The sequence below is a fragment of the Paenibacillus sp. JNUCC 35 genome, from assembly GCF_058269095.1.
In genome coordinates this window covers 2,821,283-2,847,534 of record NZ_CM177771.1, presented here as the reverse complement: position 1 = coordinate 2,847,534, position 26,252 = coordinate 2,821,283, and the positions used below count along the sequence as shown (strand labels likewise).

Sequence of the window (26,252 nt, the reverse complement as noted above, 5' to 3'; positions counted from 1 at the left end):
ATTGGATGGCGGTTTCCGCACAGCGGTTTATCCGCTTTTGGTGCCGTAACTAGCCGTAACGGTTCTTTAGCTTCCGCATAAAGTTATCCTCTTGCTCTCTTAATTGCTGAATCTTGCAAGCTGCACCGTCCCAGTCGATCTGTTTGGCGATCATGTACCGCCTGACGATGGTCGCGATATGGTTAGCGAGTTGATGATTGCGGATAAGGAGGCCGACTTCCTCCGGGGCGTCATCTATATAATGAAGAAACTTGGAGAAAACATGCCGGGATGCGGCGATTAAACGGAGACCGTGATCCATCGAAATCAGCCGCTTTTCCTCATAATCACGCATATCGAGCAGCACCCGGTCGTAGAAGATATAGTCGTCCTCGAAGGCTTGCAGCCACTGTCGAAACAAGGCCAGATCTTCTTGTTTGTTTTCCCGCATGTCCTCGTCGTTAAGTTCCAGAACCAACAATGTCCTCATCTGACCGGACAGACTGTCGAAAGCCGCTTCCAAATGCGCAGCCGGCAAATATCCGTAAAGCCCGTCCCAATCTTCCACGTAGTATGCCTTGTTCTCACCGTCATAGCCCGTGACGACAAGCGAATGAGTAGAATGAATGGTATGGAAGGCTTCCTTCCGGTAAGGCAGATAATACTCGTCTCCCCATACGAAAACGAGTTTGCGCCGGGCCAGCAAATCCTTTAAACAATCCGAAGCCTGGCTGAAGTCGGGAAAAGAAGTCCGAACAGGCGTAATTCCTTTTCTCAGTAAATCATCGTCGGAAAAGGAAGGCTCCGAATACTTCCACTTGCTCTTATTTTCGATAAAGATCTGGCGGTAAATTTCCGCTGTACTTTGATAACTGTTATAAAATAGAGGGATGACGGGGACCCGGTTTGAGTCCAAGTAAGCGATTATTTGCGATTTTCGGCAATCGAAAAATTTCTCGTCATAACGAGTGAGGCACATCATGCTTCTCCTCTATTCCGGAACCATGCTGCAACCGGTATTGTTTCCAGTCGGAAAACCTTGTTTCCAGATAATCGTCCCGGTTGTAAACGTACGTCCAACCCAGATGTGTTCCGCTGCTCTCGTTTACTTGGCATTCGATTCTGTCAAATAAGTTTCTTGTATCCCCGGGACCGAAATATTCTTCCAGTTCATCTATCCGTTTCAGCGTTTCTTCCGAGACTTCATACCACTCGCCCGCCACCAGCTGATTTTCCAGCAGTAAGCCGGGGTAACCGTTGCCGGTATCAACCAAGGAACCGGCTATGCTGGCTTTTCGTGAAAGCAGGGTGGCTTCTTTCATATACTTGTGATTGTTTTCTCCCTCACGCAGGGTCCCGTAGACAAATAATTTGGGCATGAAAATTCTCCCCTTTAAACGGCTTGGTAAAAGCTTTCGTCCAGCTAATCATCGCCTTGAACTCCCTTACAGGGGCATGCGGTTTCCAAGATGATCGACGATGTTGAAATCAACCTCTTTCCCGGGCGATTCCGTGAGGCGTTCGTACAAATGCCGGGCGATTTCACCGGGTTCGTAAGGGGCGTCCTCGCCCCCCATTTCGGTTTTCATCCAGCCGGGGTGAACCGCAAGCACCTTAAAGTTCTCCGGCTTCAGTTCTCTCTCCAGCATACGGGTAAACATATTAAGAGCCGCTTTGGATATACAATAGCCGTACGTTTTCAAAGGAAGTTCGGAAATGCTTCCGGCCTCGGAGCTGATATTAAGAATGCTTTTGACCGCGCTGCTTTCCATCATAGGCTTGAGGTATTTGATAATGGCCATCGGACCCAAAACGTTCGTTTTCCACGTTTCTTCGAAATCCGCGATGTCCACTTCCTGGATCTTTTTGCATCGTATGCCTTCACGGGCCGCATTATTAATAATCGCGTCAAGCTTTGGCGTCACGGCGGTAATCAGGGAATAAGCCTGCCGGATTGAATCCTGGCTGCTTACATCCACGGGAATGATGCTCAGCTCTCCCTTGTATTTGGTTTTTAACAGGAGCAGCTGCTCGGCTCTGTTCATGTCTCTCACTCCGGCAAGAACGTGATGTCCCCGTTCCAGAAAAACCTCACAAAGACTCAGTCCCAGCCCCCGGTTCGCGCCGGTTATGAAAACGATCATGGGCTTCCCCCTTAAGAGTAGGTCAGAACGACCTGCAGAACTTCATGCGGATGTTTATCGATCATTTCGTAGGCTTTCGGCGCATCGCCGAACGGAATCCGGTGGCTGATCAGGTTACGGAGCTTCAGCTTGAGCAGCAGATCTTTCCCGATATTCCTTCTTCTCGCATCGTTATACATATGGCTGATGGAAGGATCGATCCCGAGGGTTTGCGAAGCGCGGATCGTAATCCGGTTCTGATGAAATTCTTCGGAAAGATTCAGCACCGATTGCCCGCCCTGATACCAGCCTACGGCTGTGATTACCGTGTCCGGCGCCGCTATGCGAATCGCTTGATTCAAAGCCGTTGAATGACCGGATACTTCAAAGACGGCATCGGCACCCCGGTTATTCGTAATCTCTCTGATTTCCTTGGCGACATCCGTCCGATTCGGATTAAACACATAGTCGATTTCAACTTCCCTGGCGATGTTCAGTCTGTTCTCAAGCGGGTCCACTCCGACGACTATGGCGCCGGACAGTTTGGCTAATTGAGCGATTAACTGCCCGACTACACCGAGTCCCGATACGACGACAACGTCCCCGATTTTAATTCTCGTGTCCAATACAGCGTTATAAGCCGTCATCAGGTTTGTGTAGAAGATGCCGAGCTCAGGCTCCAGCTTTTGGGGAAGTTTAAAGATCTTTTTGTGATGCTTGCACACGATCGTTTGATGTCTGCCGTGGGAAAACACGATATCTCCGACCGAAAATCCTTCGACATCGGCTCCAACTTCAATAATTTTCCCTACGTTCGAATACCCGATAAACCAGGCATCGTCCTCGCAGCTCCGGATCGGATATTTAACTTTATGCTCTTCGGCCAGGTCCTCGAACAACCGGGTTTCGGAATCCATATCTCTTGTGAAATAGGGAGCGATTCCTCTGTAAGCTCCCATTTCCGTTCCGTGACTGATCCCCGAATAGAGGGACTGTATCCGGCATTCGCCGCTTTTTAATGGCAATTCTTCTGCCGTTTCCACGATTAATCGACTTGGACCCGTGTACGTTAAAATTTCCATGGAAAGCACTCCTTTTCTTTGTGTCAGGTTTGAAGCGGTTCGGAACTTATTGCCCGGAATACCCGCCAAACTTGAGTATCCGTTTCTTGTATCCAAAATAGCTCGGCTTCGCTAAGGATTTCGCCGTTATTGATTTTCGTTTCCGCCTCTTCGCCGAACAATCCGAGCAGCTGCGTTTTGTATTCCAATACAGCGGCTCTTTTTACCGGCGTGTAGACGCTGTTTCTCAATTCCAACTGACGCCATCCGTTCTGTAAAAACTCATTGTACTGCTGCCAGTACGGAAATTCGGAATAGAAAAGCACCGGATACCCTTGCGACATCAGCCTCAATCCGGCTTTGGTCAGCAGCTGGTGATCGACATGTTTGGAGATGGCGGGAAATACCCAGGTGTATTTCCGGGCAAGATCACAGGACTGCAAATATTTTTCGATTTTAGGCAGGAAAATGTCTTCGTCCTGTTTGTCCGGAATGCCGAATAAGTCTTCCTCCGTCTGGTAATAAGGCTGCCCCTTATTTTCCCTGTAGATGGCATCCGGAAAGGACAGTACTTCAACCTGTACACCGGCAAGATGCCGGAATGCCTGCTGATCCTCCTGAAGTCGGCGCGCCACGAGTATGGACAGGTGCTCGCCTTCTATTTCATCCTCGAACAGTCCCAAATCCTCGGCCGCATACTGGCTGGCAATCTCGCTGGGCTGAAAGCGAACCGACGGGCAGCCTCCGAATACGGTCAGCACCTTGCAGGTGTGCCCCTGATTCACCAGTTCCATTAAAGTCGACGCGCACGACAAAATGACATCATCGAAGTGAGGCGAGATAAACATAAAAGCACGCTTATCCTGGTTCATCCTTACAGCCCTTCCCGGATCACTTCTTTTATGAGCGTTTTTCTGACAGGGGTAAGCAGGGATTGGTTATACACCGCCGGTTTCCCTACTCCGCTAAGTAAAATCATGCCCAAATTATCCTCATCCAGCTTAATGTAGCCTCTCTTGTTATCGTGGATTAAATAATGAAAGATCGCATCCGGGTCCGATTTGAGCGGAATATCCTGCAAAGCCCCTATTTTATTTAAAAGCCAGTAATGTGCGGACACGTCATGCTCGGACATCAGGTTCATCCGGTTCGCTATTTTAGCGGCGTAAATCATGCCCACTGCAATGGCTTCTCCGTGCGTGATTCCTCCCTGCTCGGCAAGCTCGATCGCATGACCGATCGTATGGCCGTATTCAAAGATCAGGCCCTTCTTTTTCTCGTAAATATCTTCGCTTAATACCGACATTTTGGCCGATATGCAGAAGTTAATAAAGGTCTCCAACTGCTTCGGAGAATACACATTGGTTGAATTTAAATCATCCTCTGTAAATTCCTTGTCGTCGTTTTCCAAAATCAGCATATTTTTTACCAGCTCGCACATTCCCGCTTTCACCTGACGGGGCGGCGACTCCGACAAGATTCGGGTATCGGCGAACACGAACCGGGGCGGATAATAAAAGCCGACCAGGTTCTTTCCGCTCGTTAAATTAACAGCCTGCTTAATCGAAAGAACCGAATCGGAGGCCGCCAAAAACGTGGTCGGGACGTGAATAAGTGCAATCCCGCGAAACATCATACCGGCCGCCACTCCGGCAACGTTCCCGGTTAACCCTCCGCCAACCGCTACGATAGCGGTTCTGCGGTTGGCTCCCAGAGCAATTGCCTGCTCTTGCAAATTTGTCACGGTTAAGAGTGTTTTGTATTCTTCTCCGCCCTGGAAGCGAAGAATATGTACAGGGGCGAGTTTGCCGAAGTACTCGGCGGCATGATGAACAATAAAGTCCGGTACCCCCGAGTCCGAAATCACGATATATTGATCAAATTCATCCCGGGGAATATAGGATTCAATCGATTCCAAAACATGTTCGCCGAATGCAAAGTTAAAACACCGGTCCGCAAAACAAATTTGTTTAGTCGTCATGTTTAACCTCCACCGATCAAATTATCGAGAAGTTTGAGCTGTTTCTCATAGGGGAGCAAATCCGATGCCCCGTCAATCATGTTCCAAGCGGTCCTGAACGTTTGCTCGGTCGTAACCTCTTTTCCCCTCAGGTGTTTAAATTGCTCCGATAAGACATCGGTTACGTTCGCAAACCTGCGAATCAGGTCCACTTGGACGTCTTTGTCCATGCACAGGGAAAGCGACTGATTATCCCCCTCGAATAGAATGAGTCCCTGATTAAAGGCTTCCCGGTAAAATGTCTCCTCCAGCTCTTCGTCTCCGAATACCAGTTGAAAAATGGAGCTTCCGTTCACTTCGATAGGCAGAGAGGATTGAACGAACAACTCTTTCAAATTCCCCGTCAAGGTTTGACCGTAAGAACGTATCAAATCGTAGCCTTTACTGGTTTCCATCTTTTTCAGCGTTTCCAGGGACGACAGAATCGGCAGCATCTGGTAGTAGGCCGTGTACGTGTGTTCCTTGGTCTCCGCCATAATTTCGTCCGAACTCACCACGCATGAAATCCGGTGTCCGTTCGACAAACCTTTGGAGAAGACGTACATGTCGGCCTTCTCAGTCGTCACAAGCTCAAGCGATGATCCTTGACGGTGCCGGTAGCCTTGCTTCACATCGTCGCAGCAAACCAGGACACCGTGTGCCCGGCATATGCCAAGGATTCTCTCCATCGTCGAAGCCGATAAATACGTATAGTCCGGCGAAAATATGACCAAGGCGACTTGATCCTTGTGCGCCGTTAAGGCGCGTTCCAGCAGCTCGGGGATGAAATAAAACTCAATCACCCCGTCCTCATTCGGTTCCAGCAGGGCACCCTGCTGCCTCCACATGGGATCCCAGCCGTGGTATCCCGAGCTGAGGACGATTTTCTTGCCGCTGTAATCGCGTGCGGCATACACGGCCGCTCTGCAGGCGGCGGTTCCGGTCGTATAGAACGAAACCTTCGCATCCGGCAAAGCGCTGTCTTTCTTGATCCGTTCGGCCAGATCAATGATCGGTTTGGAAGGACCCGTTACAATCTCCCTGTCCTGCTCCAGAAAATTCCGCAAGGCGGCATTGACGCTCGGATCGTTGTGCCCCAGTATAATAGACCCTTTCCCGTTCATCAGGTCGATATAATTGCCGCCGTCGTAATCGAATAAATACGCCCCGCTTCCCCTTGAAAACATCACTCTTTCCTTGCGGAAGGGATCGACTGGCGAATCGATATAAGTACCGAGTACCGATAGCAGCTGTTCCGAATTTTCAACCATTTCCTGTTTCATTTCATCGTTCACTCCTTAGTCGTGACATGCGATACGGCGGATCAGATATACAAAATTTCTTTTTGAATGTCATATCTCTTTTTCCCGGAATCCGTCAGGCATTTATCCAGCTGTTGATTTTGCGCCTCGGTCCCGGCATAAGGGACATACTGCAAGTCGTCGATGAATTGTTGTAAAATGTCTGGCTCCAAGGAATCCGCATACGCGTTGAGCAAAACCTGCTTGGCGCGTTTAAACGATTTGCTTCGTTTGGAGAGCTCCTTGGCCATGTCGTTAACAGATGAAACGGTTTTGAAAAATTTAGCCGGACAATAGTGCAGCAGCTTGTCCGTCACGCTGGATTGCAGCGCTTTATCCCAGGACGGCAGCGTCTCGATAACTTTGTTGGCGGCTTCTTTGTGCTTCAGCAAGTTTCTGGACACGATATCGTAGGTCAACCGCAGGTCACGCAGCGACTCCAGCTTGCCCACTGTCTCCAGAGGATAAATAGCCGCAAGGAATAAGGCGGTATAGGTTGCCGATTCATAATGCTCGAGCCATTCCGAATAATGACCGGCGCGCGCCATCCCGTCTTCCAGTACGGCGAGCTCACCGACCATACGATCGAACCCTTCCCGATACAAGGAGAGCAGGCGGCTTCGCAGGGACGGCGAAAGACACAGGTACGTAAAGAAAGTGGACATGGCGAACAACTTCAAGTTGATAAACTGCCCTTCATCGTCAAAATGGACCCGATAGTTTACCAGCTTCCGGAAAATATCTTTCCATTCCGGGTCATTAAATTGAGCGGTCAAATCCTCAACGGCAGAAAGCGGATTATGCGAAAAATCGTACGAGCTGTCTAAAACAAACCGGATGATGTGAAAAATCGTTTGGTAATCGCTTTGCTGAAGTGCGCCGTCTTCGACGGATTTTACAGTCATATAACAGGTCCAGGTTCCGGCTACCTTCTCGTAATGAGTGCGGAAACGATAAGCCTCGAACCAGTCGTTGCACTTGTTCATAAAGGAGGCAAAAGCCGATAATCTTGCGATTTCGTCGTCATGTACGGAAGGAGGCTCGCTAAATTCGACAGAAACGGAATGCTTGTAGAACATAAACCCGGCCTTGTGCGTACACATCGCCAGCTCGATTTCAAAAAAGTCCTTTTGCATCCGCAGCAAACGGTTTTCTTGTTCGGAAAAAGATTGGGCGAACGCCACCATTTCTTTGACGAAAAGAGGCATATGAGCGCCATTGGACGCAGGCACCAAATATAGCGACCACTGGTGCAGCACGTTGTGCAGCTGATGCAAATTGGTTAACGACAAGTCTTTGGCAATACCGGCCTCAGCTTCTTCTATTCTTGTTTTCCAATGAATTTCTTCCAGGAAGTAATCTTCGATTTCCGCTTGCCGATCTTGTTGGACCCCGATCCAGTCAAGGAAGGTATGAATCACTTTCTCGTTCTTATCGAACAGCCGGATTAAACCGAGCCATTCGGTTAACAGTGTGAGATACGCTTGATAATAGGACGGACTGCCGTCATCTATCACGCTCAAAAGAATTTCTTTGGCCGACTTATCGTATGTTTCGACTACGGTATGAAAAATAGAGCTGCTTAACTCGCCGAGCGACTCGTATTTATTCATCTCGTTGTTCAAATCAACGAAAACCTCGTTAAAATACGGGAATCTGCTGATAACGCTCAAATCGTACGGAATGATGGCAAACTCTTTGCTGACGAGAGAATAATTCCGGTAGAGATCGAACAAGTGCCGGTTCTCTATGGCATGCTTTAAAAATTGGCACAGGTGACCCGCGTTAAAAATCCCGTTGCGGGCTAGATCCAGAACGATCGGCAGGTCTTCATCCTTAACCGAAGAAAGAATGCCGATAAAGTTTTGGATCAGTGCCTCTTCCTCCCGCTTCGAATAAATGCACAAGGCGTCCAGATATTGCTCGAATAAAAACAGCACGTCCAGCCGCAGCTCGATTACGCCCGAATTAACGTTCATTTCCGCACGGACCCGCTCCAATAGCGTTTCCCGGTCCCGGCTGCTGCACTTGGCCAACAGATGGTGGATGCGCAGCACTTTCCAGTACACGAGCGTTTCATTAGACCGGCCCTTGTCTTCCGGCTGCCGCTCGAAATAAGCGGCGATGTTCTGGTCTTTGAGCAAGTTTTTCGCATGAAACAAGGCCAGGAAATAATTCGCCGATGCTTCCGGCCACTCACGGCTTTTTAGAAATGCGTCAACCGTTTCAGCCGTCAACCGATCGGCGGCATTTGCGTAGTAACTCGGTGAACGGACACCATCTTCTCCGTGAAAAATGAAGCTGTAATTCGGATAGGCACTATTTGCCGCCAAATGCTGTTTAGTCTTTTCCGAGAAGAAGGGCTTGTTTAACACCTCGTTAAAGTGCTCGTCCGCCGATACCGCCATAGCTTCCCGCTGCTGCTTCTCTTCGCGATCCTGAACAAGAATGCAGTTATCCGGAAGGGGAATAATTTCCCTGGTCTCGTATTCCAATGCCTTGACTTCTTTGTTGTGGCTGTACAAACGGCACTGCAGGGAAAACGGATCAAGTACGATATAAGTCATACTTTCCGGTATAAGCGTAATCTCGATACGAATGACCGGGATTCCGACCTGGTTAAACATAATTCCGGCATGTTCCGTTCTCGTACCGAATTCCACCAGGATAGCGGCAATATCCTCCTTAACGTCTTTGCTGGTGTACTGAAGATAGGCGTTCCAGGCTTCGTTCAAGGTAACCGCCTTAATAAACTTGCCGAAGAACGGCTTGCCGCCCTGCGAGATGAACTCCTTTGCATCCAGACAAAGAGCGGCGTCCTTTTCCAATTCCTTTTTGGAAGATGCCGACAGCTCGTAAACATGCTGGTACAAGCGGTAGTTCTTGGCCGGTCTTGTCTGCACCAGAAACAAGCTTTGCAGGTTCACTTCCTGAAAAATATGCCCCTGCCACAAGTTCAACTCGTCCCCCGGCAGCAGATACCGGACACTATTGTTCGCTTTCACATGCTGCGTAGAGAAAAGATCGAAACCGAAAGCAATCTGCCCCGTAAGATTTCCGTCGGCAAGTTCCGTTAAGCTTGTCATGGAAATCGTGCCGAAATCCGAGTCTCCTACCCATTCGCAATCAAGCGCATAATCCGGCATGGTGCTGTGGAGGTTTTTAAGCAGACCGATGATCGTTTGTAAATCCTCTCCCCTGACATAAGGGGTTGCATCATAAGGAACGGGATGCCCCGCATGCTCCGATTGGACCAACGGCTGGACAAAAACGGGAATAGGTTCATGATCGTGCAAATGCCGGTTCACGAAACGTTTATTCTGGTTCCTGGCGTGCTCCGTGCTTCCACTAAGCATGACCTGCGCAAGCACTTCGTAAAAGTTATCCCTGTGCTCACAAACTAAACTGAGATAAGCGCCGGCATTCGTCGTTTCGTTTAAGTCTTCTTCCCCGGAGCTTCTGACAATCCATGGAAGGTCCCCGCAAACTTTTTTAATTTGATCGAACCGGGATGGTTCGCGCTGCTCTATGTACCGGGCCAGTCTGCCTGGCAATTCCTCCTCGGTACCGCTGTATTGTTCCAGAAATTCAACGGCTGGTTTAGGATCGATCGGATAAAGAGGGGGAATATGCGCTGTAAACGTTTCATTGTTCCGCAGTTCCAACAGTCTCTCGCATTTTATTCCGAAGCTATTCATACAAAGCCTCCTCAAGCATGTGCGTGGTTTCGTTCGACCGTGACAGTTATCTTACATCCGAAAGCTTCGGCTTCATGGCCTGAAGATACTCGAATGATTGCATCGCTTCCGACAAAATCAGCCCTTTCGGCAAGCGGCTTTCACCCTTCGCCTGTTTTAAAAGATTCGCGACTTGCAGGATGCAAGCGATCGGCAGAGCATCGGTAACCGCTCCAATGGTTAAGGATTCGGCTTCTTTTTTTACCTGGTTTACCAACAGACGGAAGTCATCGGGCCTCACCCTGTTTTCCAAAAGAAACGAAGCCAGCTCCACCTCGATGCTGGAAGTGCCTCCCCAGGTGGAATCAATGTGAAACCGGTACGTTTTCAAGCGCTGCCCGGCTGAAAGCCTCGCTTTCCAGTGCCCATACCGGTTGGCGTAAGGCAAGGACGTGTAAACATGAGCGGACGAGGTCCATTCGGTATGCAAACTTTGTTCGAACCAATCCAAATCATAAGGCAGCTTTCTCCCGATAAAGTCCTCCATCTCTCCAAGATGGGCTTGCCAATGGTCGGCTAAAGGATGAACGGGATGACCTCCGCTTACTTGGCACGAATCAAGCAGCGTTTTCCAGTAACCGGAAATGGTTTGGCAAATATCACCTGTCACGGCTGAAGGCATGTTGACGAACACTTCTCTCATTTCCCGTAATCCCGGTTCATATTGGGTCATCACATAACCGTCCTGGTACGCTAAAATATCAGAGGAATACTTTTCAAACTTTTTCAGCTGATGAAATTGAAAGTCGCCGAAAAGATCTTTCCCGATAAATTTTGCGAATACGACCGGCTCATTCGTGCTTTTTCGTCGGATGAAAAGCGGAGTTTTCTTCGGATTAATCCGGAAGGGAACTTCACGGCGATACATCGGATCATTCCAATGAGGCACGGATTTATAAGGGACCACTTCCAAATCCGCCGGACGCGCGTCAGATAAACCGAGCTTCGGCAGAAGAAACTCCACCACTTCTTCCGAATTGCCGAGCATCTGCCAGATGCGCTTTTTTGTCGCCGTATTCAGAGGGATACGATCGCTGCACTTCGCAAGCCGGTCGTTCTCGATTTTGAACAACCGGCCCGGAGAAGAAACCCAGACAGGCTTGTTCAGCCGATACTTCACGCTAAGTCTTCCAGCCAGTTCCAGAACGGTCCCGCCCGTATGCGGCTGATCTTCCAGAATCACGATATCCGTATCCGGCTCTATTGCCGCCGGCAGCATCGAGAGTTCCTCGGGCAAATACAAGGACGCGCCCGGATCGGAAGGCTTCCGCAGAGCTCGGACTGTGTGATATAGGGCATCATTCCCCCACCTCTGCCGCAAAGCCGATGACCATAACGGAGCGTAGAAAGCGCCTCCGGTCCGAACGCCGATGAGTACAGGCGGTGAAGACGGATCGGCATGGTCTCTCAGCCAGCGCAGAGCATCCTCCCGGCAAACCTCCAGGTCGCACAAATCATACCCGGAGCATTCCGGGGTACGAAGCTCCTGCATCACTTTGATTAAAGAGAGCAGCTCCGGTCTTTTCTTCGTAACGGAAGATTTGGCAGCCTTGTAGTCCGGCCATGCCGGCGTACTCCCCCGCGCCTCCTGCGTATCTTCCGCAATGTCGGAAGCAGCCTGCACGCAAAGGCTGCGTTGAGAGGCCAGCCGGGCAGCCAAACGATCCCTGTCTTCAGGATGTACGCCGCACCGGCTCAGCAAAAGCAAATCCGCCAATCGCTGCTCCAGGATACAGGCGTACATGTAACGATGAAGACGGTCCTTGCTTCCTCTGACGTAGCTTTCCAATTCGTGAAACAAAGAAATCGGATTATCCTTCATGGACGGCAGCCTCTTTTGAAGAGTACAAATTCAAATAATTCGGATACACGCAGTGAGGCAAAAATTTACTGACAACCTCGGGTCTGGAATGGAGCCTCAGGGACTCGGCAACGGAGTCGTTCGTCAATATTTTATAAGCCTCGTCAGCGATCCCCAACACGTCGCTCGGGTCCGTTAAAATCGCGGTTTCACCGTGAGTGAAAATATCGGCGGGACCTCCGTTATTGGTCGAAATGATCGGAACTCCCGCAATGGCGGCTTCAATCAGGCTTCCGCCGAATTCCTCATGGTGGGAGGGCAGCAGGAACAGCTGGGCATGGTGCAGATAGCAGGAGACAAATTTATGTGAAATAAAACCGGTGATACGGAATTGGTTTTGCAAATTCGCCGCTTTAATTTGTTCTTCCATCGCCTCGCGCTGGGGACCGTCTCCGCACACGATGAATTGCAAATCGCCGATTTTGTCCGCGAGCTCTTTCGCAACGCTTACAAAGGTGGCCCAGCCTTTCTCGTGTGCGATTCTGCCCAGAAACAAAACCGTTTTTTTGCCGAGAAGCTCGGTTTTTAATTGGCCGCAAAAAGGACAATCGATGGAATGACTGAGATGATTCGATCCGATACAGTCGCTGATCGCCGTCATTTTCGACGAATCCTCAAGCAGCCGGTTGTAGCTGTCCAGTCTCTTATCCGTAAGAACGACGGCTTTATGGCTGAGTTTGATGCTCTTTAATTCCACGGATTTAACAAAATCGTGAACGAATTGATCCCACTTATTCATGGGCTTGTACGTAAATATCCGGCTGCAATGTATCGTTAAAATCAACGGCTTTTTTAAATATTTTTGAGCGAACATACCGGCGAGTAACGGCCACACCACTCCGCTTGCATGGACATGAATCGCATCGTAGTTCTTCTTTTTCCCGTTCTGAACGATCCATTTGACAGCGCCCATGAACCAGCTCTGATCGAGAAACAGCGTTCCCGTTTGGCTGGACTTAAAGGGCAGCGTCATAAAACGGACGGAATGGACGGTCAACCGGTCCCGAAGCTGCAATGTTCGGGGGATGCCGGGAATGCCGGTTGTGAGCACATCCTGCCGGACTCCTTGATCGGCCAGCCATTCCGTCAAATTCGTGATTTGAACCTGCATGCCGCCCATCGGATCAAACCGGCTCGGCCATTCGGTAGTCTCAAAGTAGTAATGAGGGGTAAGCCGCAAAATATTCAAACGTACACCCCCTCTTCGTTACAGCACATAATCGTATTGATCTTCTGTCTGCACACTTACATTGTTGCAATTTTTGCATAGATCCGATTTGCCTCTATGCCCTTCTTTTAACATTTTGCGGAAGGATGTAAATTTGTCATTGTTCCAGATATCGGAAATATGATGTTCGCCGATATTGCCCATAACCATCTTTTGATTGAAATCTTCAAAGCATGGAAGCACGTTCCCCAAAACGGTAACAACGGCCAGATTGGATGGCACCATGCACGACATGTTGGCTTTCGAAGCTTGAGGAATATTATCCAGAATCCCGCCCCGATTGGATAAAATCAGATCCGAATGATCGAGATAGACCACTTTTTCTTTGTCCGCTCCCGCCAGTTGGTCGTATACGCCTCTGAATTTGTGCTTGGCTCCGGCATGCTGGGTCACAATGAATTTTTGAATACCCAGTTCCGTCAAAGTCTGTAACCGTTTTTCGGTAAGAAAATCGCCGTTTGTGTAAATAATAGGCCTTGCTCTAGGGATATATTCCGTTGTCATGCCCACAAACAGATCGAGATTTTTGCACAAAAGCGGCTCCCCGTAAAAGTGAAACGAAATACGTCCCGCAAAATCCAGCGAACTTAACTGTTCCATTAGCGTTTTATACAAAGCGGGGTCCATCTCTCCGTTCTCTTTGCGCTGAGATACACTGTTGGGGCAGTACCAGCACGTGCGGTTGCATTGAGAATTGACTTCTACTTCGATCATCGAAAACAGCTTATCCATCCCAATTCCTCCTCGCTAATCATCCTTCGTTAATGAGTCACGCAAAATTTCCGGGCAAGTTCGGCTACGGCATCGACCAGAAGCGACAGATGTGAGGGTTCAGCCAGTAAAATAGCATGGTGGATAACGATGGATTGCTCGGAAGCCCGTTCGGAGACCGGGTAATGAAGCCCTCTCCAATAAGCTTCTGTCTTACGAACCGATTTCAAATAACGGTTCTTTGTCCAAGGGCAGAACAGCGGATTTTTGTGTACGGGGAGATACGGCGGATGCAGGTAAAACGTCCCCATATTGAGCTTTTCACGAAGAATTTCACAGAACTGATCCGCATTCAACCCGCCGAATTTCACCGGATCGAACCGGAATACATACCCGTAATAAGTTTGTCTGCTGACTTGAGGAGGACGCTTCATCACCTTAATGCCGTCAATTTTGCTTAAGGCATCGTTCAAGAACATGGCGTTCTTTTCCCGGATCGCGTTCTTGTCATCCAGCTCCTGAAGTTGATCCAGAAGGATGGCCGATTGAAATTCGGACAAGCAATAGTTGGAGCCTTGAATGTCCCCTTTTTTGACCAGCTGCATGTCACCGTGCATCAAATCGGAGGAATCATCGCAATAAACCCTGGAATCCGCTCGCAATTGTTGGATGAGTTCAAAAAAACGGGGATTTTTCGTCACGATAATCCCCCCTTCTCCGGCCGTTAGCACTTTGCCCTGCTGACAGCTGAACGCCCCTATATCTCCTATCGTTCCGGCACGCTGGTTGTTCCATACGGAACCGTGGCTTTGCGCGCAATCTTCAATCACAAAAAGGTTGTGTTCTTGCGCAATTCTGCTTATTTCATCCATATTCGCCATACTTCCGAACAAATGGACCGGGATAATGGCTTTCGTTTTATCCGTAATGGCCGACTTTATCAATTGAGGATCGATACAATAGGTATCCGCCTCAACATCCACAAAAACAGGAAGCGCATTCACGTTTAATACGGCGGTAGCGGTTGCAATCCAAGTCAGGCTGGGAACAATGACTTCGTCTCCTTCGCCTATTCCGAGCGCTTCAAGGGCAAGCATTAAAGCCGTGGAGCCGCTCGTCGTCGGCACACAGTAAGGGACCCCGTTGAAATCCGCAAAAGCCTTTGCGAATTTCCGTTCCATGCTTTCCTCGCCCGTCCAATATCCGCTTATCGCCCATCTGTTCGACTGAAACACATCTTCAATTTTCTGGCGGGTACGATCGGAGTGTTGAGGCCATTCTGGCCACTGGTCAAATGGAATGGTCATGATAACTCTCCTTTTGGATATTTAAAGTCTATTAATCGACTACAATTTCCATAATGTGTTATTTATGGATACATTTACATCCTATAATTACCAAAATTAAATGTCAACTACCATTTTTGGAAATTAAATGGTTTTTAATTTTGTTTTAGAACTAAAATGAATGATATATAAACCATAAATATATGCATATTTCCTATATTTGGATTTTCTTTTCTTCAGCTTCTACGCACAATCCGTATTTCGGTTGCTCATTTTGCAGGAAATAAGGCTTGAGTCACAACGAATAGGTCTGAATTTTCAACCGGGTCATTCTCTTCTGCTTCTTTCGTACCTAACGCTTGCCGGTGTCCTAATCGGCATTTTATGACAATAACCGGTAAAAAATTAGCTGCTTATAGTCTCAACGCATTATATGCAGGGTCTTAAATCCGTGAAATCTCGTTGCACAGGTTCATTTCGGATAAGAAGCAGATAGAGCCGATTGCCTGCATGCTCCTATGACCTACGGTATTTCCTGTTTTTTCAGCTGCACAAAAAACGGCTCCTTAAACAAATGGGTATCGTGTCTACCATTCGTAAGGAACCGTTTTCACTTTTACTTTCGACAAAAAAAGGCCCGTTTCCAGGCCCTGATCTCCGTGCGATATAGTCCGTTAATCCTGTATTTGCAGCCTTAAGTCAGCCGATAACTTCCACTACGTTTCCTTCGCTGTCCTTAATGTTTGTTTTCACGATGCGAATGACCGTTCCCTGTAAGGACGGAATCTCAAGCACGCTTTCTTTAGGCATTAAGCCTCTGCTCAGCTCGCCGGCAGCCTTCTCATCGAGAATGATCCGGACCTCGCCTTCTCCGGCCGCACACTCCGGCTTTTCTCCCGCTTTAAAGATCACGCGGACTTCCGGTCCCACGAGAGTGAGGTCCTTTCCTTTCAAAATCCGCCCTTGCAGCAGCTTGCCGATCATGCCGGCTTGTTTGGCCCCCAGCGTCAGCGCTGCGGGAGTTTTGCTCAGCCAGCCTTTTTTCCCCGGCTCCCAATCGAGCTGATCCACAAACAAAAAGCCGGTATTGGAGCCGTCTTCCCGCATTCCTTTCTCGGCGGCTTCGGAAACGGCTTCCACTTTAAGCAGAGAATCCCGCGATAAATTCGTTATGTAGTCCGGCATATACGGCAAACAGGCGGACAGCATACCAAGCGTATTCCAGGTTTGCATGGCTTCCAGCTCATCTCTCGTAATTCCGACCATCTGGATAAACTCCACCCGCCCGTTAGGCGTATCGATTGCAGGAAGCTCCGGATCCTGGATGAAAGCCAGAGCGGTCAGCCGGGTATCGGAATCGAGGCAAATCGGACCGTTGGCGTCCATGTAATCGCCCGACCGGAAAATATTGCCGCTGTTGAATACGTATCTCCCCATATTTTGCAGCAGGTTGATCGCCCAAGCCGGTGGCTCTTCCTCTTCTGCCCCGCGGTCCAGCCGAAACGTCAATTCGAATCCGTAGCCGCTCTCTTCCGGATGATCGGATTCCTTATCGTAAAGTTCCGAAAATCCGAACGTTACGAAATGCCAATGCGGGGCAGGCTCGTCCGTTTTGTACGCACTGATTCCATCCAGCGGATCCGGTCCCCCCAGCGCATAGGAGATAAGCGTACCGTAATGTTTCGGTTCCTGATCTCCGTAAAGCTTTACGAATTCCTTGTCAATGGCGTCCCAGCCCGCCGTATTCGGTTCTGTGCTCATGTCCGATTCCTCCCGAGTTCTCACCCTGTGTCTGTTTGGTACCAACCATTCCCATTATACTCTCCCGGAATCCGAACGTCACATAAGCCGAAGTTCCCCATGTGAGGAGCATCGGCTTTGTTTTTTACAGGGAGGCCTGCATCTTCTGTTTCATTTCGTTAAGCATTCTCTGCCGGGCAATCCGGGGATCAAGCTCGGGAGTCAAGATATGCCGGATGTATCGTTCCGCGCTGCTCTCGATCTGTTCGTCCGCCGCCTGATTCGCACCGTGAAATTTGAAGTGCGGAAGCATCGTCATGCCGATCTGATTGGCAAAAGCTTGCAGAGGGCGAGTCAATTCACTGATCGTATACCCGATCAGTCCGCCTGCCTCGTAAGTCTCCTCCGCTCCCCCGATAGAAACGGCGAGCAGGAGTTCTTTTCCGGCAACGGCTTTACCGCCCGGACCGAACAGCCACGCCGTTGTGAACACTTCATCGAGCCACTGCTTCAGAAGCGGCGGTGTGCTGTACCATTGAAACGGAAACTGCAGCACGAGACGTTCACATTCCGCCAGCAAAGCCTGCTCCCGTCCGGTATCCAATACCTTCTCCGGATACGAATCGTACAGTTCATGCACGGTAACCTCGCCGGAATGTTTTCTCAATTCCTCCACCCATCGTTTGTTAACGCGGGACTGCTGCAAATTCGGATGAGCCACGACGACTAGCGTTTTCAGACAAACATCACTCTCCTTTCCCACATTTTATTTTTGATTGAGTTATAAGTCAATATTAAAATAAAAAAAATTAGCGCAGCCTTAAGATGGAAACGGACGACTCCACCACCTGATTCAAAGCCTTCTCCCATTGTTCCTTCTTTTCCGTCTCCGGCATGCCGTTTGCCATCCATTCCTGCTGGGCCTGATCCAAGTAATTCATCCCTTGCGACACGGCTCCCCAGAATTGTCTCGCCATAAGATCGGAATTACCCGGCCGAATCGTGCCTTCTCCGATCCCTTTTTCAATGGCCTGAGTCATCTCCTGCAAAAAGCTTCTCACCCACGAAAACGGAGAGAATTCCTCCGGCGTATACAAATGATGCACATCCAAACTAATCCGCATGTAAAAACGCGGGATCACGGGATTAACCCTAACCCGCTCGCAGACGACCCGGGCATAACTCTCGAACAGGTCCGATACGGACCCCTTTTGCTCAAAATAAGATTTCGTAAAGTGTTTGGACTCTTCCATCATGGTTTCGTAAAGCTCGCGGAACAATGCTTTCTTGTTTTTGAAATAATAATAAACGAGACCGTGAGCGAGTCCCGCCCAATCCGCTATATCCCCCATTTCGGCCGCCGCATAGCCTTTCTCGACATAGACCTGAACAGCCGCCTGCAGCACTTCTTGTTTGCGCTGATTCCGGATCGCTTCGTTTTGTTCTTTAGTACGTGGAGACATGCCGCTTCACCTTTAGTTCCGTCTTTAAAATCCATGCCATTATAGAAAAAATAAAACGGTGTTGTCAACCGGCGCCCGCCTCGACAAGCATACACCCGACAAGCGCCAGGCTCTCGGTTATCAGGTGTATGGCCGTCTCTTCCGGATGTGCGGCGGTTATTTCACGGAAAGCAGACTTTCCGATATGAATTTCAGCTCCGCTTCAAGCGATACCGGGTCATTGAACGTGTCGCCCTTCGGAAACGTATATATCCGGACAGATTTGCGCAACTAGATTCACTCCTATTTTTTAATTGATATTGATAATCATTATCAACATAGCATGTGTTCCATAGTCTGGCAAACTATTTTCCCCGTATTCTATTCAATAAGGAATTCGGATGCGCTGTCATATAATCATGTACCCGCTTAAAGCACTTGCTAATGTTTCACGCCTAAACCGGCTTCAGCAGCCTGCTTTGTGAAGGTAAGTTTATCATTTGCATGCATGTTGTAAGATGAAATTGCATTCCATAAAATGGTTAACAGGAAGGGAGTTTACACCTAAATGCCTACAACCGAAGCATTAAGCGATTTCTTGAAAGAACAGCCGCAAAACAAGATTGGGGCCGTCGCCGCCTTTATTGAATCTCATGTTCGCCAGAACTGGCAGGAGATTCTGGTTAAAGAGAACGACAGGCTGCTGAAAGCTTACGCGGAAGCGGGAGATCCGGCTTACGGAACATACTTGAACCTGCTCTTCCTGCCGGTACACCGTCAGCTAAATGAAGCCGGACTGCGGCCGGAACCCCGCCTGCCGGGTAATTTCGATATTTCCCGCGAATGGGGACGGAATCCGGACCAAAGCGATCAGGAGCGCTGGATGTGGAGTACGCTTCATCCAACCGAGGGTCCGCCTGTCGGAACGATTGTCACCCTTACTTACCATGACCATACCCGGTTTCGTATTCCCCGCCGGCCGGGAATTATCGCGCTTACCGAGACGAGGCAGCAGGACATCGTAGAAGCCTTGTCCCGCTTGTCCTCCGATTTCAAACAAGCGCTCGAATTCAGCGTCGAGTATGAGAATTATTTGCGCAGCCTGGAGCAGTAAACAAGGCTGACGAGCCGTCAGAGGTCAAGCTATTCGAGGTATCCTAAAAAAAGAAGACTGATTCTCTCAGTCTTCTTCGGCGGCTTGTCCGCATTTCGCCGGCTCTTATTTATAACAGCAATTAAGCTGTTTTCGATATAAGCCGCAGATTTACGGCTCACGCCCGATCAGGGATAAATTTTTTCGCCCCGTTCAAGCATTTCGATAAACTGTAAAATGCGTTTTTCCCGGGTTTCCTGCTTTTTAACATTCTGGATTCTAAAATGGATCGCAAACTTGTTTTGCTTGTTTAACGTGTCGTAAAACGCTTTAGCCCGGGCATTAAGCTCCAGCCTGGCGGCAAAATCTTCCGGCGCGGCGCCGCTGCTTTGCGGTTCGTAAGCCTTGTCCCACTGACCGCTGCGCTTGGCGTCTTCAATCGCCTTGAGGCCCCCCGGCTTCATTCTCGCGTCCGCGATGAGCTGCTCCGCTTTGTCTTTATTCACCTTGGACCAGATGCTTCTGGCCCCGCGCGGCGTAAACCGCTGAAGCCACGACTGGTCGTCGAATGTTTTCTTCTGGCTGTCGATCCATCCGTAACAGAGCGCGCTTTCGAGGGCTTCCTGATAAGAAACCGTCACAAGGCGGGCATTTTTTTTCGCGATTTGTAGAAGGATTCCGGGCGATGCTTCATGATTGCTTTCGAGCCAAATCTCAAACGCTTCTTGATTCTCAAAACAAAGAACCGGCAGCTCGGGCGCTTTCTTGCTCATGGGTTCCGCTTCCTCCCTGTCCTGGATAGTTATGCAAGATAGTTCAACTATACGTCAAGAGAAGGTTTGATTCAATGCGGGTCAAGCTTCCTTCATACCGCCCCATCTTTTGGCCGCAGGCAAGGATACGCCCAACTGATCGATTGTCCGGATCACGATATGCCGGATAAGATCTTCGATATTTTGAGGATGGTTATAAAAGGCCGGCACCGGCGGAAAAATCGTCGTTCCCATCCGGAACAGAGCCAGCATATGTTCCAAGTGAATATCGCTGAGGAATGGAAAGTGCCGGACGGGAATTCCGTTCCAGTTAGTAAACTTGCCTCCTCGCCTCTGCTGATCGATTCCCTACCTCGGCTGAGGAATTCTTATAGCACGGCTTATTCAGCCCTCTGCGGCTGAACGTCGTGATACAGCACCACATTGTGTGACGGAGACTCCTGCGTCTTGAAAAGGTAGCTGCCGCGTCCTTTTTCCATCGAATCATTCATCCCTCCGACAGCGGCAACCGTACCGGCCGAAAGGAGGATCGTCATCAAAACAAGCCGGACCATGCCCTGCAAACTGTCCCGGCTGCCGGGAACTAAGCGCTGCGCCCAGAAGCCTACGGCAGCTCCTAACGTATTAATCACGATGTCGTTGATATCGAAAGCGCCTAAGCGGGTAAGCATTTGCAAAGTTTCTAGAAACGTGATCGACACCAGGAAACACACAATAAACGGGACGAATTTGCAGCGGAACAAGAGCGGAATGAGCAGCCCGAAAGGAACAAAAGCGGCAAAGTTGCCGAATTCGAAAAACCAGCTTTGAAAGTCTCTGCCCATCGGAAAATGAAGCGGAATTCCGTGCAGAGTCAGATTGCAGCGCATGCCCCGATCTGCAAGATGCGAACTGCGGTTAAATCCGATATATAAGAAATAGAAAATCAATCCGGTGTATAAGCCTAACAAGAGGAGAGTCATTTTACGCAGCTTACCTTGATACATGGGTGGGTATAATCCTTTCTTGTCTGCAAATTAGCGGCCGCACATGCAGTTCTTCGATAATGAATCGGTCTACAGGAGACGTTTGTTTGCATTATACAACGAAGGGCGGCTTTCATTCCGAAACGAAAAATAAAGCCTTTATTAAGGAATTGTTACTTTCCTCTATACAATCGTTTAGAAAAGAAAAAAACCGTTCAGAAACTGAACGGTTTTTTAAGAGGTCCTCTCGCTTCGCGAGTACGTTTTTTCAAGAATCATTTTCCGGTGCAAAAGGTTCTTTAGTAGACGGAATAGACGTTCCGGCCCGGCAGCTCGAGGCAGTGCAGCACCCCTCCGTATACGGCTCCGCCGTCGATTCCGATGATGTTGTTGTCGCCGAAATAAACATCCCGCTTGCCGTGAAGGGTTTCCGTTATGGTGTGCCCGAACACGACCGTTTTCTCACCCCGGTAGCCCTTGTGAAACTCGTCGCGGATCCACATCAGCACATAAGCATCCGTCTCTGCAAGCGAAGTCGAAGGATGCACCCCGGCATGAACAAAAATGGTATCTTCGGTTTCATAATAGGTTTGAAGGCCGCCCAAAAAGGAAAGGTGTTCCTCCAGCAGAGGCGTAAGCTCCAATGTTTCGGGAGCAGGAGCTTCCGAAGCGGCCCCCGCATGTTCATAGCTGGTTAATGTTGCACGTGCCCCATTCCGGAACCAGCGTTCGATGAATACAGGGTCCCGTTCGAACGATTTGACCATCATATGATCGTGGTTCCCTTTGAGGACGATCGCGCCTTCCCGGTGAAGCTGCATCACCTTCTCCACCACTCTTCTGGAATCGGGCCCCTTATCCACATAATCGCCGAGCAAAATCAACTGATCCTGCCGGGGATTGTAGCTCACCTTTTCCAGCAGCCTTGTAAATTTGTCTATTTCCCCATGTATGTCACTGACGACCAGCGTTCGTTTCATATCGTTCCTTCTTTCGTGTGTATAGATGACAGACGGATGAAAAATGATTCCACGAAATAGTTAATGAGATTAAATACATCAAATGATTAATATCATTAATTAATATCCATGCTTCGGCTGTGCGATTAAGTCCTTCCTTCCATCCATCCTCTCCACATGCCGGACAGGATTAGGAAGGACCCGACATCTAACCGGACTGCTCCGCTTACGTGGATAACGCCGCTTCCAACTTCTCCTTCAGCAGGCGGAATGCTTCCCGGATCTTGTCTTTGGGCACATTCTCGTACCGGTCACCCACGCTGATCTCGGTGTAGCAGGTTCCTTCTTCACGTTCATGCAGCCAAGAAGCCAATCCTACCCCCGTGGCCTCGGATACTGCGGTGAGGATCGGAAGAATTGCCGTTTCCGGCAGCTTAAAATGGATATGGAACATGTTGGACACCGGAACCGCGGGTCTAGTATAAACGCCCTCGCAGTCATTGAAGAAAGCGGCGAGTTCCTTCGCTTCCTCGAAGTACTGTGCCATCCTGCCGATTCGCCGGTCGAAATAATAATCCGACGTGATTATGTACGGGTAAAGACTAATCAGATCGCCGCCGTGGCGTCTTTTCCACACTTTGGACCGCTCCGTAAAATCACGGCCGCCCGCCAGTACGGCTCCTGCAATTCCGCCGATTCCTTTGTAAAAGGACACGTACACGCTGTCAAACAGCGCACCTATCTCAGCGGCCGATTTTTGGTAGTAAGGCGTAATTTCGAACAATCTCGCCCCGTCCAAATGAAGCTTAATGCCTCTTTCGCGGCAGTAAGCCGAAATGGCCTCCAGCTCTTCGAATGCCGGCAGTTGGCCGCCGATTTCCCGCTGCGGCAGCTCCAGAAGCAGACAGGAAATTTCCCCGTCTAACTGCTTCACATCCTCAAGTGTAATCAGCCGGTCCTTGTCGGCCAGCAAAACCGGCTCTATGCGGTGCAGCTCCTTCAAGCCGTCTTCCTCGTGTATTTCCAGGTGACAGAGCGGATGATACGCGACCCGCCTGCTTCCTTTTTCATCGCACCAGATTCTTAGCGCAATTTGCTGCGCCATCGTTCCGCTCGGGAAAAACACGGCCGTTTCCTTGCCCAGATAGGCGGCTATTTTGCTTTGAAACTCCTCAATCAGCGTCCCCGCTCCGTAAACGTCACTTTCCAGCGTTCCCTCAATCTCGTCAAAGACCCGCTTCAAGATTCCGATATCCCGAGGCCCGTTGCCGCCCAGCGGATAAGGCGCCCGTTTAAAGGCCTCTTTCAAAGATTCTTTATCGTTCAACCAGCATCCCCCCTACGGTAAAGTCTTGTCTATTAGCATACTAAATCCCGTCCGTCAAAGATATTGATTTTTGCAGAAGCAAACGACGTTTTTCATATAGATTAGCCCCGCGTCCTTTTTTCGTTGATAAGCAATAGGGTTAGATATATAAGAAGGAAGTTCCTAATCAAGAACGAATACTACTGTTTCGCATAAAAAATTTAAGGTGGTAGTTGAAATGGGAATGTCCGATTATTATAGAAATCTGCGAGAAAAAGTGGGCAGTGAATGGATCTTCGTGCCAAGCGTTGCTGGAATTATTCGTAATGAGTCGGGAAAAATCTTATTACAAAACAAAGGAAACGGCGAGAAATGGAGTCTGCCCGCAGGAGCTATTGAACTTGGCGAGACGCCTGCCGAAGCGATAGTTCGCGAAGTGCGCGAAGAAACGGGATTATATGTTTTCCCGAACAAGTTGATAGGCGTATTCGGCGGAAAGGAATACCGCTATCAATATCCGAACGGCCATAAAGTGGAATATAACATTTTGATGTTCGATTGCGTCGTTCAATCCGGCACCTTGAATCCCTTAGACAGCGAAACAGCCGAACTTCGTTATTTCAGCCCGGAACAGATGCCTGAACTGGCCTTGCCATACCCTAAGCATTTGTTTTCGCAAAAGGAAAATAACGAAGTTTATTTTCAGTGGAAGGATGATTATTTGAAAAATCTTATGTAACGAGGCTGTAAGTCCAGTTGTTTTTCTAAGCGTTATCGAATACTATTAGAGTCAATCACGCAGGAAAGGAGGCAAAGAGCGATGGAAACGATTTTCGTTCCGGTAAAAAATAAAATCAAAAAATCCGGAGATCAGTCTCTGACGGGATCAGTCTGCCTTTTTTCGTACAGTGTTAAAACGAAATTTCATAGTTACAACCGCCGGATGCTTTTTGCCTCGCGTAATGGAATCTGCAAAGTGAATGGACGTTTCTGATTAACTAGCAGATTTTAATTCAACACGCAACGACTTGGCGCCGGTTTGTTGAGGCGTCTTTTTTGCGTACTTTTTTGCCCTTGTTCTTCTGCCTGAAGGGAGGTGACTGTTCGTGATAAATAAAACATGGGATACCCCTCCTAAGATTGAACCCACTTTAATTTTAGGAGGTAAACATAAATGAACGTTCAAACCCATACTAAAAGAGCCCGGCAGCTTCCCCTGCTGCTTGTACTTGTCTTCTCCTTATTCGTGGCCTGTATGACAGCCGATATGGTCAATCCGGTTCTGCCTCTCATCGGCAAAGATTTCGGAGCTTCCGAAGCTCAGGCAGGCTGGGTAGTCACCGGGGTTCTGCTCGTGATCGCCATCGGTGTCCCGTTCTACGGCCGCATTTCGGACTTTTTCAGTTTACGGAGACTTTATCCGCTTGCTCTCCTGATATTTGCGGTCGGAAGCCTCGTCTGCGCAGCCGCTCCTACCCTTCTGGTTTTGGTACTGGGCCGTATGCTGCAAGGGGCGGGCTCCGCGGCCATTCCGGTCCTTTCCGTCATCACGGTCTCCCGGGTTCTTCCGTCCGGAAGCAGAGGCGCCGCACTCGGCATCCTTGCAGGCAGCATTGGCATCGGAACGGCAGTCGGGCCGATCTTCGGCGGTCTTGTCGGTCAAATGTTCGGCTGGCCCGCGCTCTTCTGGATCACTCTTGTGCTGCTGCTGGCGCTTCTTCCCTGCGCTCTTTATGTGCTCCCGGGCGGACGTCCCGGAACCGAAACCGCAAAAGAACGCCGTTTCGATCTGCTTGGCGGGATCATGTTCGGCCTGGCGGCGGGTTTATTCCTTTTCGGCGTCACCCAGGGACAGGCGGAGGGATTCTCGTCGTTATCCTCCTGGGGCAGTCTGGCAGGGGCTAGTCTTATGACAGCCGCCTTCATCTGGCGAATTTTCACGGCGGAGCACCCGTTCCTTCCACCTGCCTTGTTAGCAAACAAAAGCTACATGGCGGCAGTCTTGGCAGGGTTCTTCACGATGTTCGCTTACGTCTCGTCGCTCGTCTTCGTGCCGCTTCTGATCGTCGAAGTCAACGGCCTCTCCCCCGGGGCAGCCGGACTTGTCCTCCTGCCGGGTGCCGCGGCTGTAGCCGTCTTTTCCCCTGCGGCCGGCCGTCTTTCCGACCGGATCGGAGCTAAAATACCCGTCACCGCCGGACTTTCGGTCATGGGCATTTCGCTTTTGTTCATTTCCACTTTTGCAGCGGGGAGTTCTCCTCTGTTGGCTTCGGCCGGAATGCTCGGGCTGGGCTTCGGCGTCGCCTTTACGAATTCGCCGGCGAACAACGCCGCTGCAAGTACGCTCGAAAACGAACAGCTCGGCGCGGGGCTCGGAATCTTCCAAGGGGCCTTATTCCTCGGGGCCGGAACAGGCGCTTCCGTTATCGGAGCCTTTCTGGCGGCGCGTAAAGAAGCCGCGCAAGATCCGCTGAACCCGTTCTATGTTCTGGACGCCGCTCCTTACTCCGATGCTTTTCTGGCCATAGCTGCCGCAGTGATTATCGCGCTTGTGTTTTCAGCCGGTCTGCAGAGCGGCAAACAGAAAAATTCGAGTAAAACTTCACGTTAATTAAAGCAGCTCTGCATGTTTTCATTCTCTTCCAGACAAAAAAGCACCGGGACATTCGGGCCAAACGAAAACGGCCC

Annotated in this window: 23 protein-coding genes; 3 read left to right on the top strand and 20 right to left on the bottom strand. The window is 49.6% G+C overall.

The window, feature by feature from the left end; all coding sequences use genetic code 11:
• Positions 1–49: 49 nt before the first annotated feature.
• From AC2TF6_RS12960 to AC2TF6_RS12890, 15 genes are all read right to left on the bottom strand, one after another.
• Positions 50–961 carry a BtrH N-terminal domain-containing protein gene (locus AC2TF6_RS12960; protein WP_491311363.1) on the bottom strand — a complete coding sequence of 304 codons (912 nt, stop codon included), beginning with the start codon at positions 959–961 and terminating at the stop codon, positions 50–52.
• The gene (locus AC2TF6_RS12955) at positions 939–1,358 is read right to left on the bottom strand and encodes a gamma-glutamylcyclotransferase family protein (protein ID WP_491311362.1); all 420 of its coding nucleotides are present in this window, start codon (positions 1,356–1,358) and stop codon (positions 939–941) included. The genes AC2TF6_RS12960 and AC2TF6_RS12955 overlap by 23 nt, the downstream gene beginning before the upstream one ends.
• Positions 1,359–1,424: 66 nt before the next feature.
• On the bottom strand, positions 1,425–2,123 hold the full coding sequence (locus AC2TF6_RS12950; RefSeq protein WP_491311361.1) for an SDR family oxidoreductase: 699 nt from the start codon (positions 2,121–2,123) through the stop codon (positions 1,425–1,427).
• An 11-nt stretch (positions 2,124–2,134) separates the two neighbouring features.
• The gene (locus AC2TF6_RS12945) at positions 2,135–3,184 is read right to left on the bottom strand and encodes a zinc-dependent alcohol dehydrogenase (RefSeq protein WP_491311360.1); all 1,050 of its coding nucleotides are present in this window, start codon (positions 3,182–3,184) and stop codon (positions 2,135–2,137) included.
• A gap of 23 nt (positions 3,185–3,207) precedes the next feature.
• The gene (locus AC2TF6_RS12940) at positions 3,208–4,035 is read right to left on the bottom strand and encodes a PIG-L deacetylase family protein (RefSeq protein WP_491311359.1); all 828 of its coding nucleotides are present in this window, start codon (positions 4,033–4,035) and stop codon (positions 3,208–3,210) included.
• A gap of 2 nt (positions 4,036–4,037) precedes the next feature.
• The gene (locus AC2TF6_RS12935; RefSeq protein ID WP_491311358.1) at positions 4,038–5,144 is read right to left on the bottom strand and encodes a 2-deoxy-scyllo-inosose synthase; all 1,107 of its coding nucleotides are present in this window, start codon (positions 5,142–5,144) and stop codon (positions 4,038–4,040) included.
• Positions 5,145–5,146: 2 nt separating this feature from the next.
• On the bottom strand, positions 5,147–6,445 hold the full coding sequence (locus AC2TF6_RS12930; protein ID WP_491311357.1) for an aminotransferase class III-fold pyridoxal phosphate-dependent enzyme: 1,299 nt from the start codon (positions 6,443–6,445) through the stop codon (positions 5,147–5,149).
• 41 nt (positions 6,446–6,486) lie between these two features.
• Positions 6,487–10,161, bottom strand: coding sequence for a hypothetical protein (locus AC2TF6_RS12925; RefSeq protein ID WP_491311356.1), 3,675 nt, complete (start codon positions 10,159–10,161; stop codon positions 6,487–6,489).
• Between the two features lie 46 nt (positions 10,162–10,207).
• Positions 10,208–12,022 carry a Neamine phosphoribosyltransferase gene (locus tag AC2TF6_RS12920; protein WP_491311355.1) on the bottom strand — a complete coding sequence of 605 codons (1,815 nt, stop codon included), beginning with the start codon at positions 12,020–12,022 and terminating at the stop codon, positions 10,208–10,210.
• The gene (locus AC2TF6_RS12915) at positions 12,012–13,250 is read right to left on the bottom strand and encodes a glycosyltransferase family 4 protein (RefSeq protein WP_491311354.1); all 1,239 of its coding nucleotides are present in this window, start codon (positions 13,248–13,250) and stop codon (positions 12,012–12,014) included. Before AC2TF6_RS12915 ends, AC2TF6_RS12920 begins: the two co-directional genes overlap by 11 nt.
• 18 nt (positions 13,251–13,268) lie before the next feature.
• Positions 13,269–14,021 carry an SPASM domain-containing protein gene (locus tag AC2TF6_RS12910; RefSeq protein ID WP_491311353.1) on the bottom strand — a complete coding sequence of 251 codons (753 nt, stop codon included), beginning with the start codon at positions 14,019–14,021 and terminating at the stop codon, positions 13,269–13,271.
• Positions 14,022–14,050: 29 nt separating this feature from the next.
• On the bottom strand, positions 14,051–15,307 hold the full coding sequence (locus AC2TF6_RS12905) for a DegT/DnrJ/EryC1/StrS aminotransferase family protein (protein ID WP_491311352.1): 1,257 nt from the start codon (positions 15,305–15,307) through the stop codon (positions 14,051–14,053).
• Positions 15,308–15,985: 678 nt separating this feature from the next.
• Positions 15,986–17,047, bottom strand: coding sequence for a suppressor of fused domain protein (locus AC2TF6_RS12900; RefSeq protein ID WP_491311351.1), 1,062 nt, complete (start codon positions 17,045–17,047; stop codon positions 15,986–15,988).
• Between the two features lie 124 nt (positions 17,048–17,171).
• Positions 17,172–17,747: an NAD(P)H-dependent oxidoreductase gene (locus AC2TF6_RS12895; RefSeq protein WP_491311635.1), complete on the bottom strand. Its 576-nt coding sequence runs from the start codon at positions 17,745–17,747 to the stop codon at positions 17,172–17,174.
• Positions 17,748–17,835: 88 nt separating this feature from the next.
• A complete protein-coding gene (locus AC2TF6_RS12890; protein ID WP_491311350.1) occupies positions 17,836–18,489 on the bottom strand; it encodes a TetR/AcrR family transcriptional regulator in 654 nt (217 codons plus the stop codon).
• 547 nt (positions 18,490–19,036) lie between these two features.
• On the opposite strand from AC2TF6_RS12890, the gene AC2TF6_RS12885 reads away from it, so the two are divergent.
• A complete protein-coding gene (locus tag AC2TF6_RS12885; protein WP_491311349.1) occupies positions 19,037–19,582 on the top strand; it encodes a DUF6022 family protein in 546 nt (181 codons plus the stop codon).
• 167 nt (positions 19,583–19,749) lie between these two features.
• On the opposite strand, the gene AC2TF6_RS12880 is transcribed toward AC2TF6_RS12885, so the two are convergent.
• The 5 genes from AC2TF6_RS12880 to AC2TF6_RS12860 form a co-directional block, all read right to left on the bottom strand.
• The gene (locus tag AC2TF6_RS12880) at positions 19,750–20,334 is read right to left on the bottom strand and encodes a YdeI/OmpD-associated family protein (protein WP_491311348.1); all 585 of its coding nucleotides are present in this window, start codon (positions 20,332–20,334) and stop codon (positions 19,750–19,752) included.
• An 81-nt stretch (positions 20,335–20,415) separates the two neighbouring features.
• Positions 20,416–20,595 (bottom strand): hypothetical protein, encoded by a 180-nt coding sequence (locus AC2TF6_RS12875; protein WP_491311347.1) that lies wholly within the window; start codon positions 20,593–20,595, stop codon positions 20,416–20,418.
• Positions 20,596–20,714: 119 nt separating this feature from the next.
• Positions 20,715–21,320, bottom strand: coding sequence for a VanZ family protein (locus AC2TF6_RS12870; RefSeq protein WP_491311346.1), 606 nt, complete (start codon positions 21,318–21,320; stop codon positions 20,715–20,717).
• Positions 21,321–21,598: 278 nt separating this feature from the next.
• Complete coding sequence (locus AC2TF6_RS12865; RefSeq protein ID WP_491311345.1) at positions 21,599–22,279, bottom strand: metallophosphoesterase family protein; 681 nt, start codon at positions 22,277–22,279, stop codon at positions 21,599–21,601.
• A gap of 205 nt (positions 22,280–22,484) precedes the next feature.
• A complete protein-coding gene (locus tag AC2TF6_RS12860; RefSeq protein WP_491311344.1) occupies positions 22,485–23,585 on the bottom strand; it encodes a threonine aldolase family protein in 1,101 nt (366 codons plus the stop codon).
• 217 nt (positions 23,586–23,802) lie between these two features.
• Between AC2TF6_RS12860 and AC2TF6_RS12855 the strand changes: the two genes are divergently transcribed.
• Together AC2TF6_RS12855 and AC2TF6_RS12850 are read left to right on the top strand one after the other, a co-directional pair.
• Positions 23,803–24,303: an NUDIX hydrolase gene (locus AC2TF6_RS12855; protein ID WP_491311343.1), complete on the top strand. Its 501-nt coding sequence runs from the start codon at positions 23,803–23,805 to the stop codon at positions 24,301–24,303.
• Positions 24,304–24,738: 435 nt separating this feature from the next.
• A complete protein-coding gene (locus tag AC2TF6_RS12850; protein ID WP_491311342.1) occupies positions 24,739–26,175 on the top strand; it encodes an MFS transporter in 1,437 nt (478 codons plus the stop codon).
• Positions 26,176–26,252: the final 77 nt, after the last annotated feature.

Excerpts from the sequence above, each read along its gene's own strand:
- AC2TF6_RS12925 (WP_491311356.1), bottom strand. The coding sequence starts at position 10,161 with ATGAATAGCTTCGGAATAAAATGCGAGAGACTGTTGGAACTGCGGAAC.
- AC2TF6_RS12870 (WP_491311346.1), bottom strand. The coding sequence starts at position 21,320 with ATGTATCAAGGTAAGCTGCGTAAAATGACTCTCCTCTTGTTAGGCTTA.
- AC2TF6_RS12850 (WP_491311342.1), top strand. The coding sequence starts at position 24,739 with ATGAACGTTCAAACCCATACTAAAAGAGCCCGGCAGCTTCCCCTGCTG.
- AC2TF6_RS12905 (WP_491311352.1), bottom strand. The coding sequence starts at position 15,307 with ATGACCATTCCATTTGACCAGTGGCCAGAATGGCCTCAACACTCCGAT.
- AC2TF6_RS12930 (WP_491311357.1), bottom strand. The coding sequence starts at position 6,445 with ATGAAACAGGAAATGGTTGAAAATTCGGAACAGCTGCTATCGGTACTC.
- AC2TF6_RS12865 (WP_491311345.1), bottom strand. The coding sequence starts at position 22,279 with ATGAAACGAACGCTGGTCGTCAGTGACATACATGGGGAAATAGACAAA.
- AC2TF6_RS12855 (WP_491311343.1), top strand. The coding sequence starts at position 23,803 with ATGGGAATGTCCGATTATTATAGAAATCTGCGAGAAAAAGTGGGCAGT.
- AC2TF6_RS12900 (WP_491311351.1), bottom strand. The coding sequence starts at position 17,047 with ATGAGCACAGAACCGAATACGGCGGGCTGGGACGCCATTGACAAGGAA.
- AC2TF6_RS12920 (WP_491311355.1), bottom strand. The coding sequence starts at position 12,022 with ATGAAGGATAATCCGATTTCTTTGTTTCACGAATTGGAAAGCTACGTC.
- AC2TF6_RS12960 (WP_491311363.1), bottom strand. The coding sequence starts at position 961 with ATGATGTGCCTCACTCGTTATGACGAGAAATTTTTCGATTGCCGAAAA.
- AC2TF6_RS12910 (WP_491311353.1), bottom strand. The coding sequence starts at position 14,021 with ATGGATAAGCTGTTTTCGATGATCGAAGTAGAAGTCAATTCTCAATGC.
- AC2TF6_RS12940 (WP_491311359.1), bottom strand. The coding sequence starts at position 4,035 with ATGAACCAGGATAAGCGTGCTTTTATGTTTATCTCGCCTCACTTCGAT.
- AC2TF6_RS12935 (WP_491311358.1), bottom strand. The coding sequence starts at position 5,144 with ATGACGACTAAACAAATTTGTTTTGCGGACCGGTGTTTTAACTTTGCA.
- AC2TF6_RS12955 (WP_491311362.1), bottom strand. The coding sequence starts at position 1,358 with ATGCCCAAATTATTTGTCTACGGGACCCTGCGTGAGGGAGAAAACAAT.
- AC2TF6_RS12890 (WP_491311350.1), bottom strand. The coding sequence starts at position 18,489 with ATGTCTCCACGTACTAAAGAACAAAACGAAGCGATCCGGAATCAGCGC.
- AC2TF6_RS12880 (WP_491311348.1), bottom strand. The coding sequence starts at position 20,334 with ATGAGCAAGAAAGCGCCCGAGCTGCCGGTTCTTTGTTTTGAGAATCAA.
- AC2TF6_RS12945 (WP_491311360.1), bottom strand. The coding sequence starts at position 3,184 with ATGGAAATTTTAACGTACACGGGTCCAAGTCGATTAATCGTGGAAACG.
- AC2TF6_RS12950 (WP_491311361.1), bottom strand. The coding sequence starts at position 2,123 with ATGATCGTTTTCATAACCGGCGCGAACCGGGGGCTGGGACTGAGTCTT.
- AC2TF6_RS12885 (WP_491311349.1), top strand. The coding sequence starts at position 19,037 with ATGCCTACAACCGAAGCATTAAGCGATTTCTTGAAAGAACAGCCGCAA.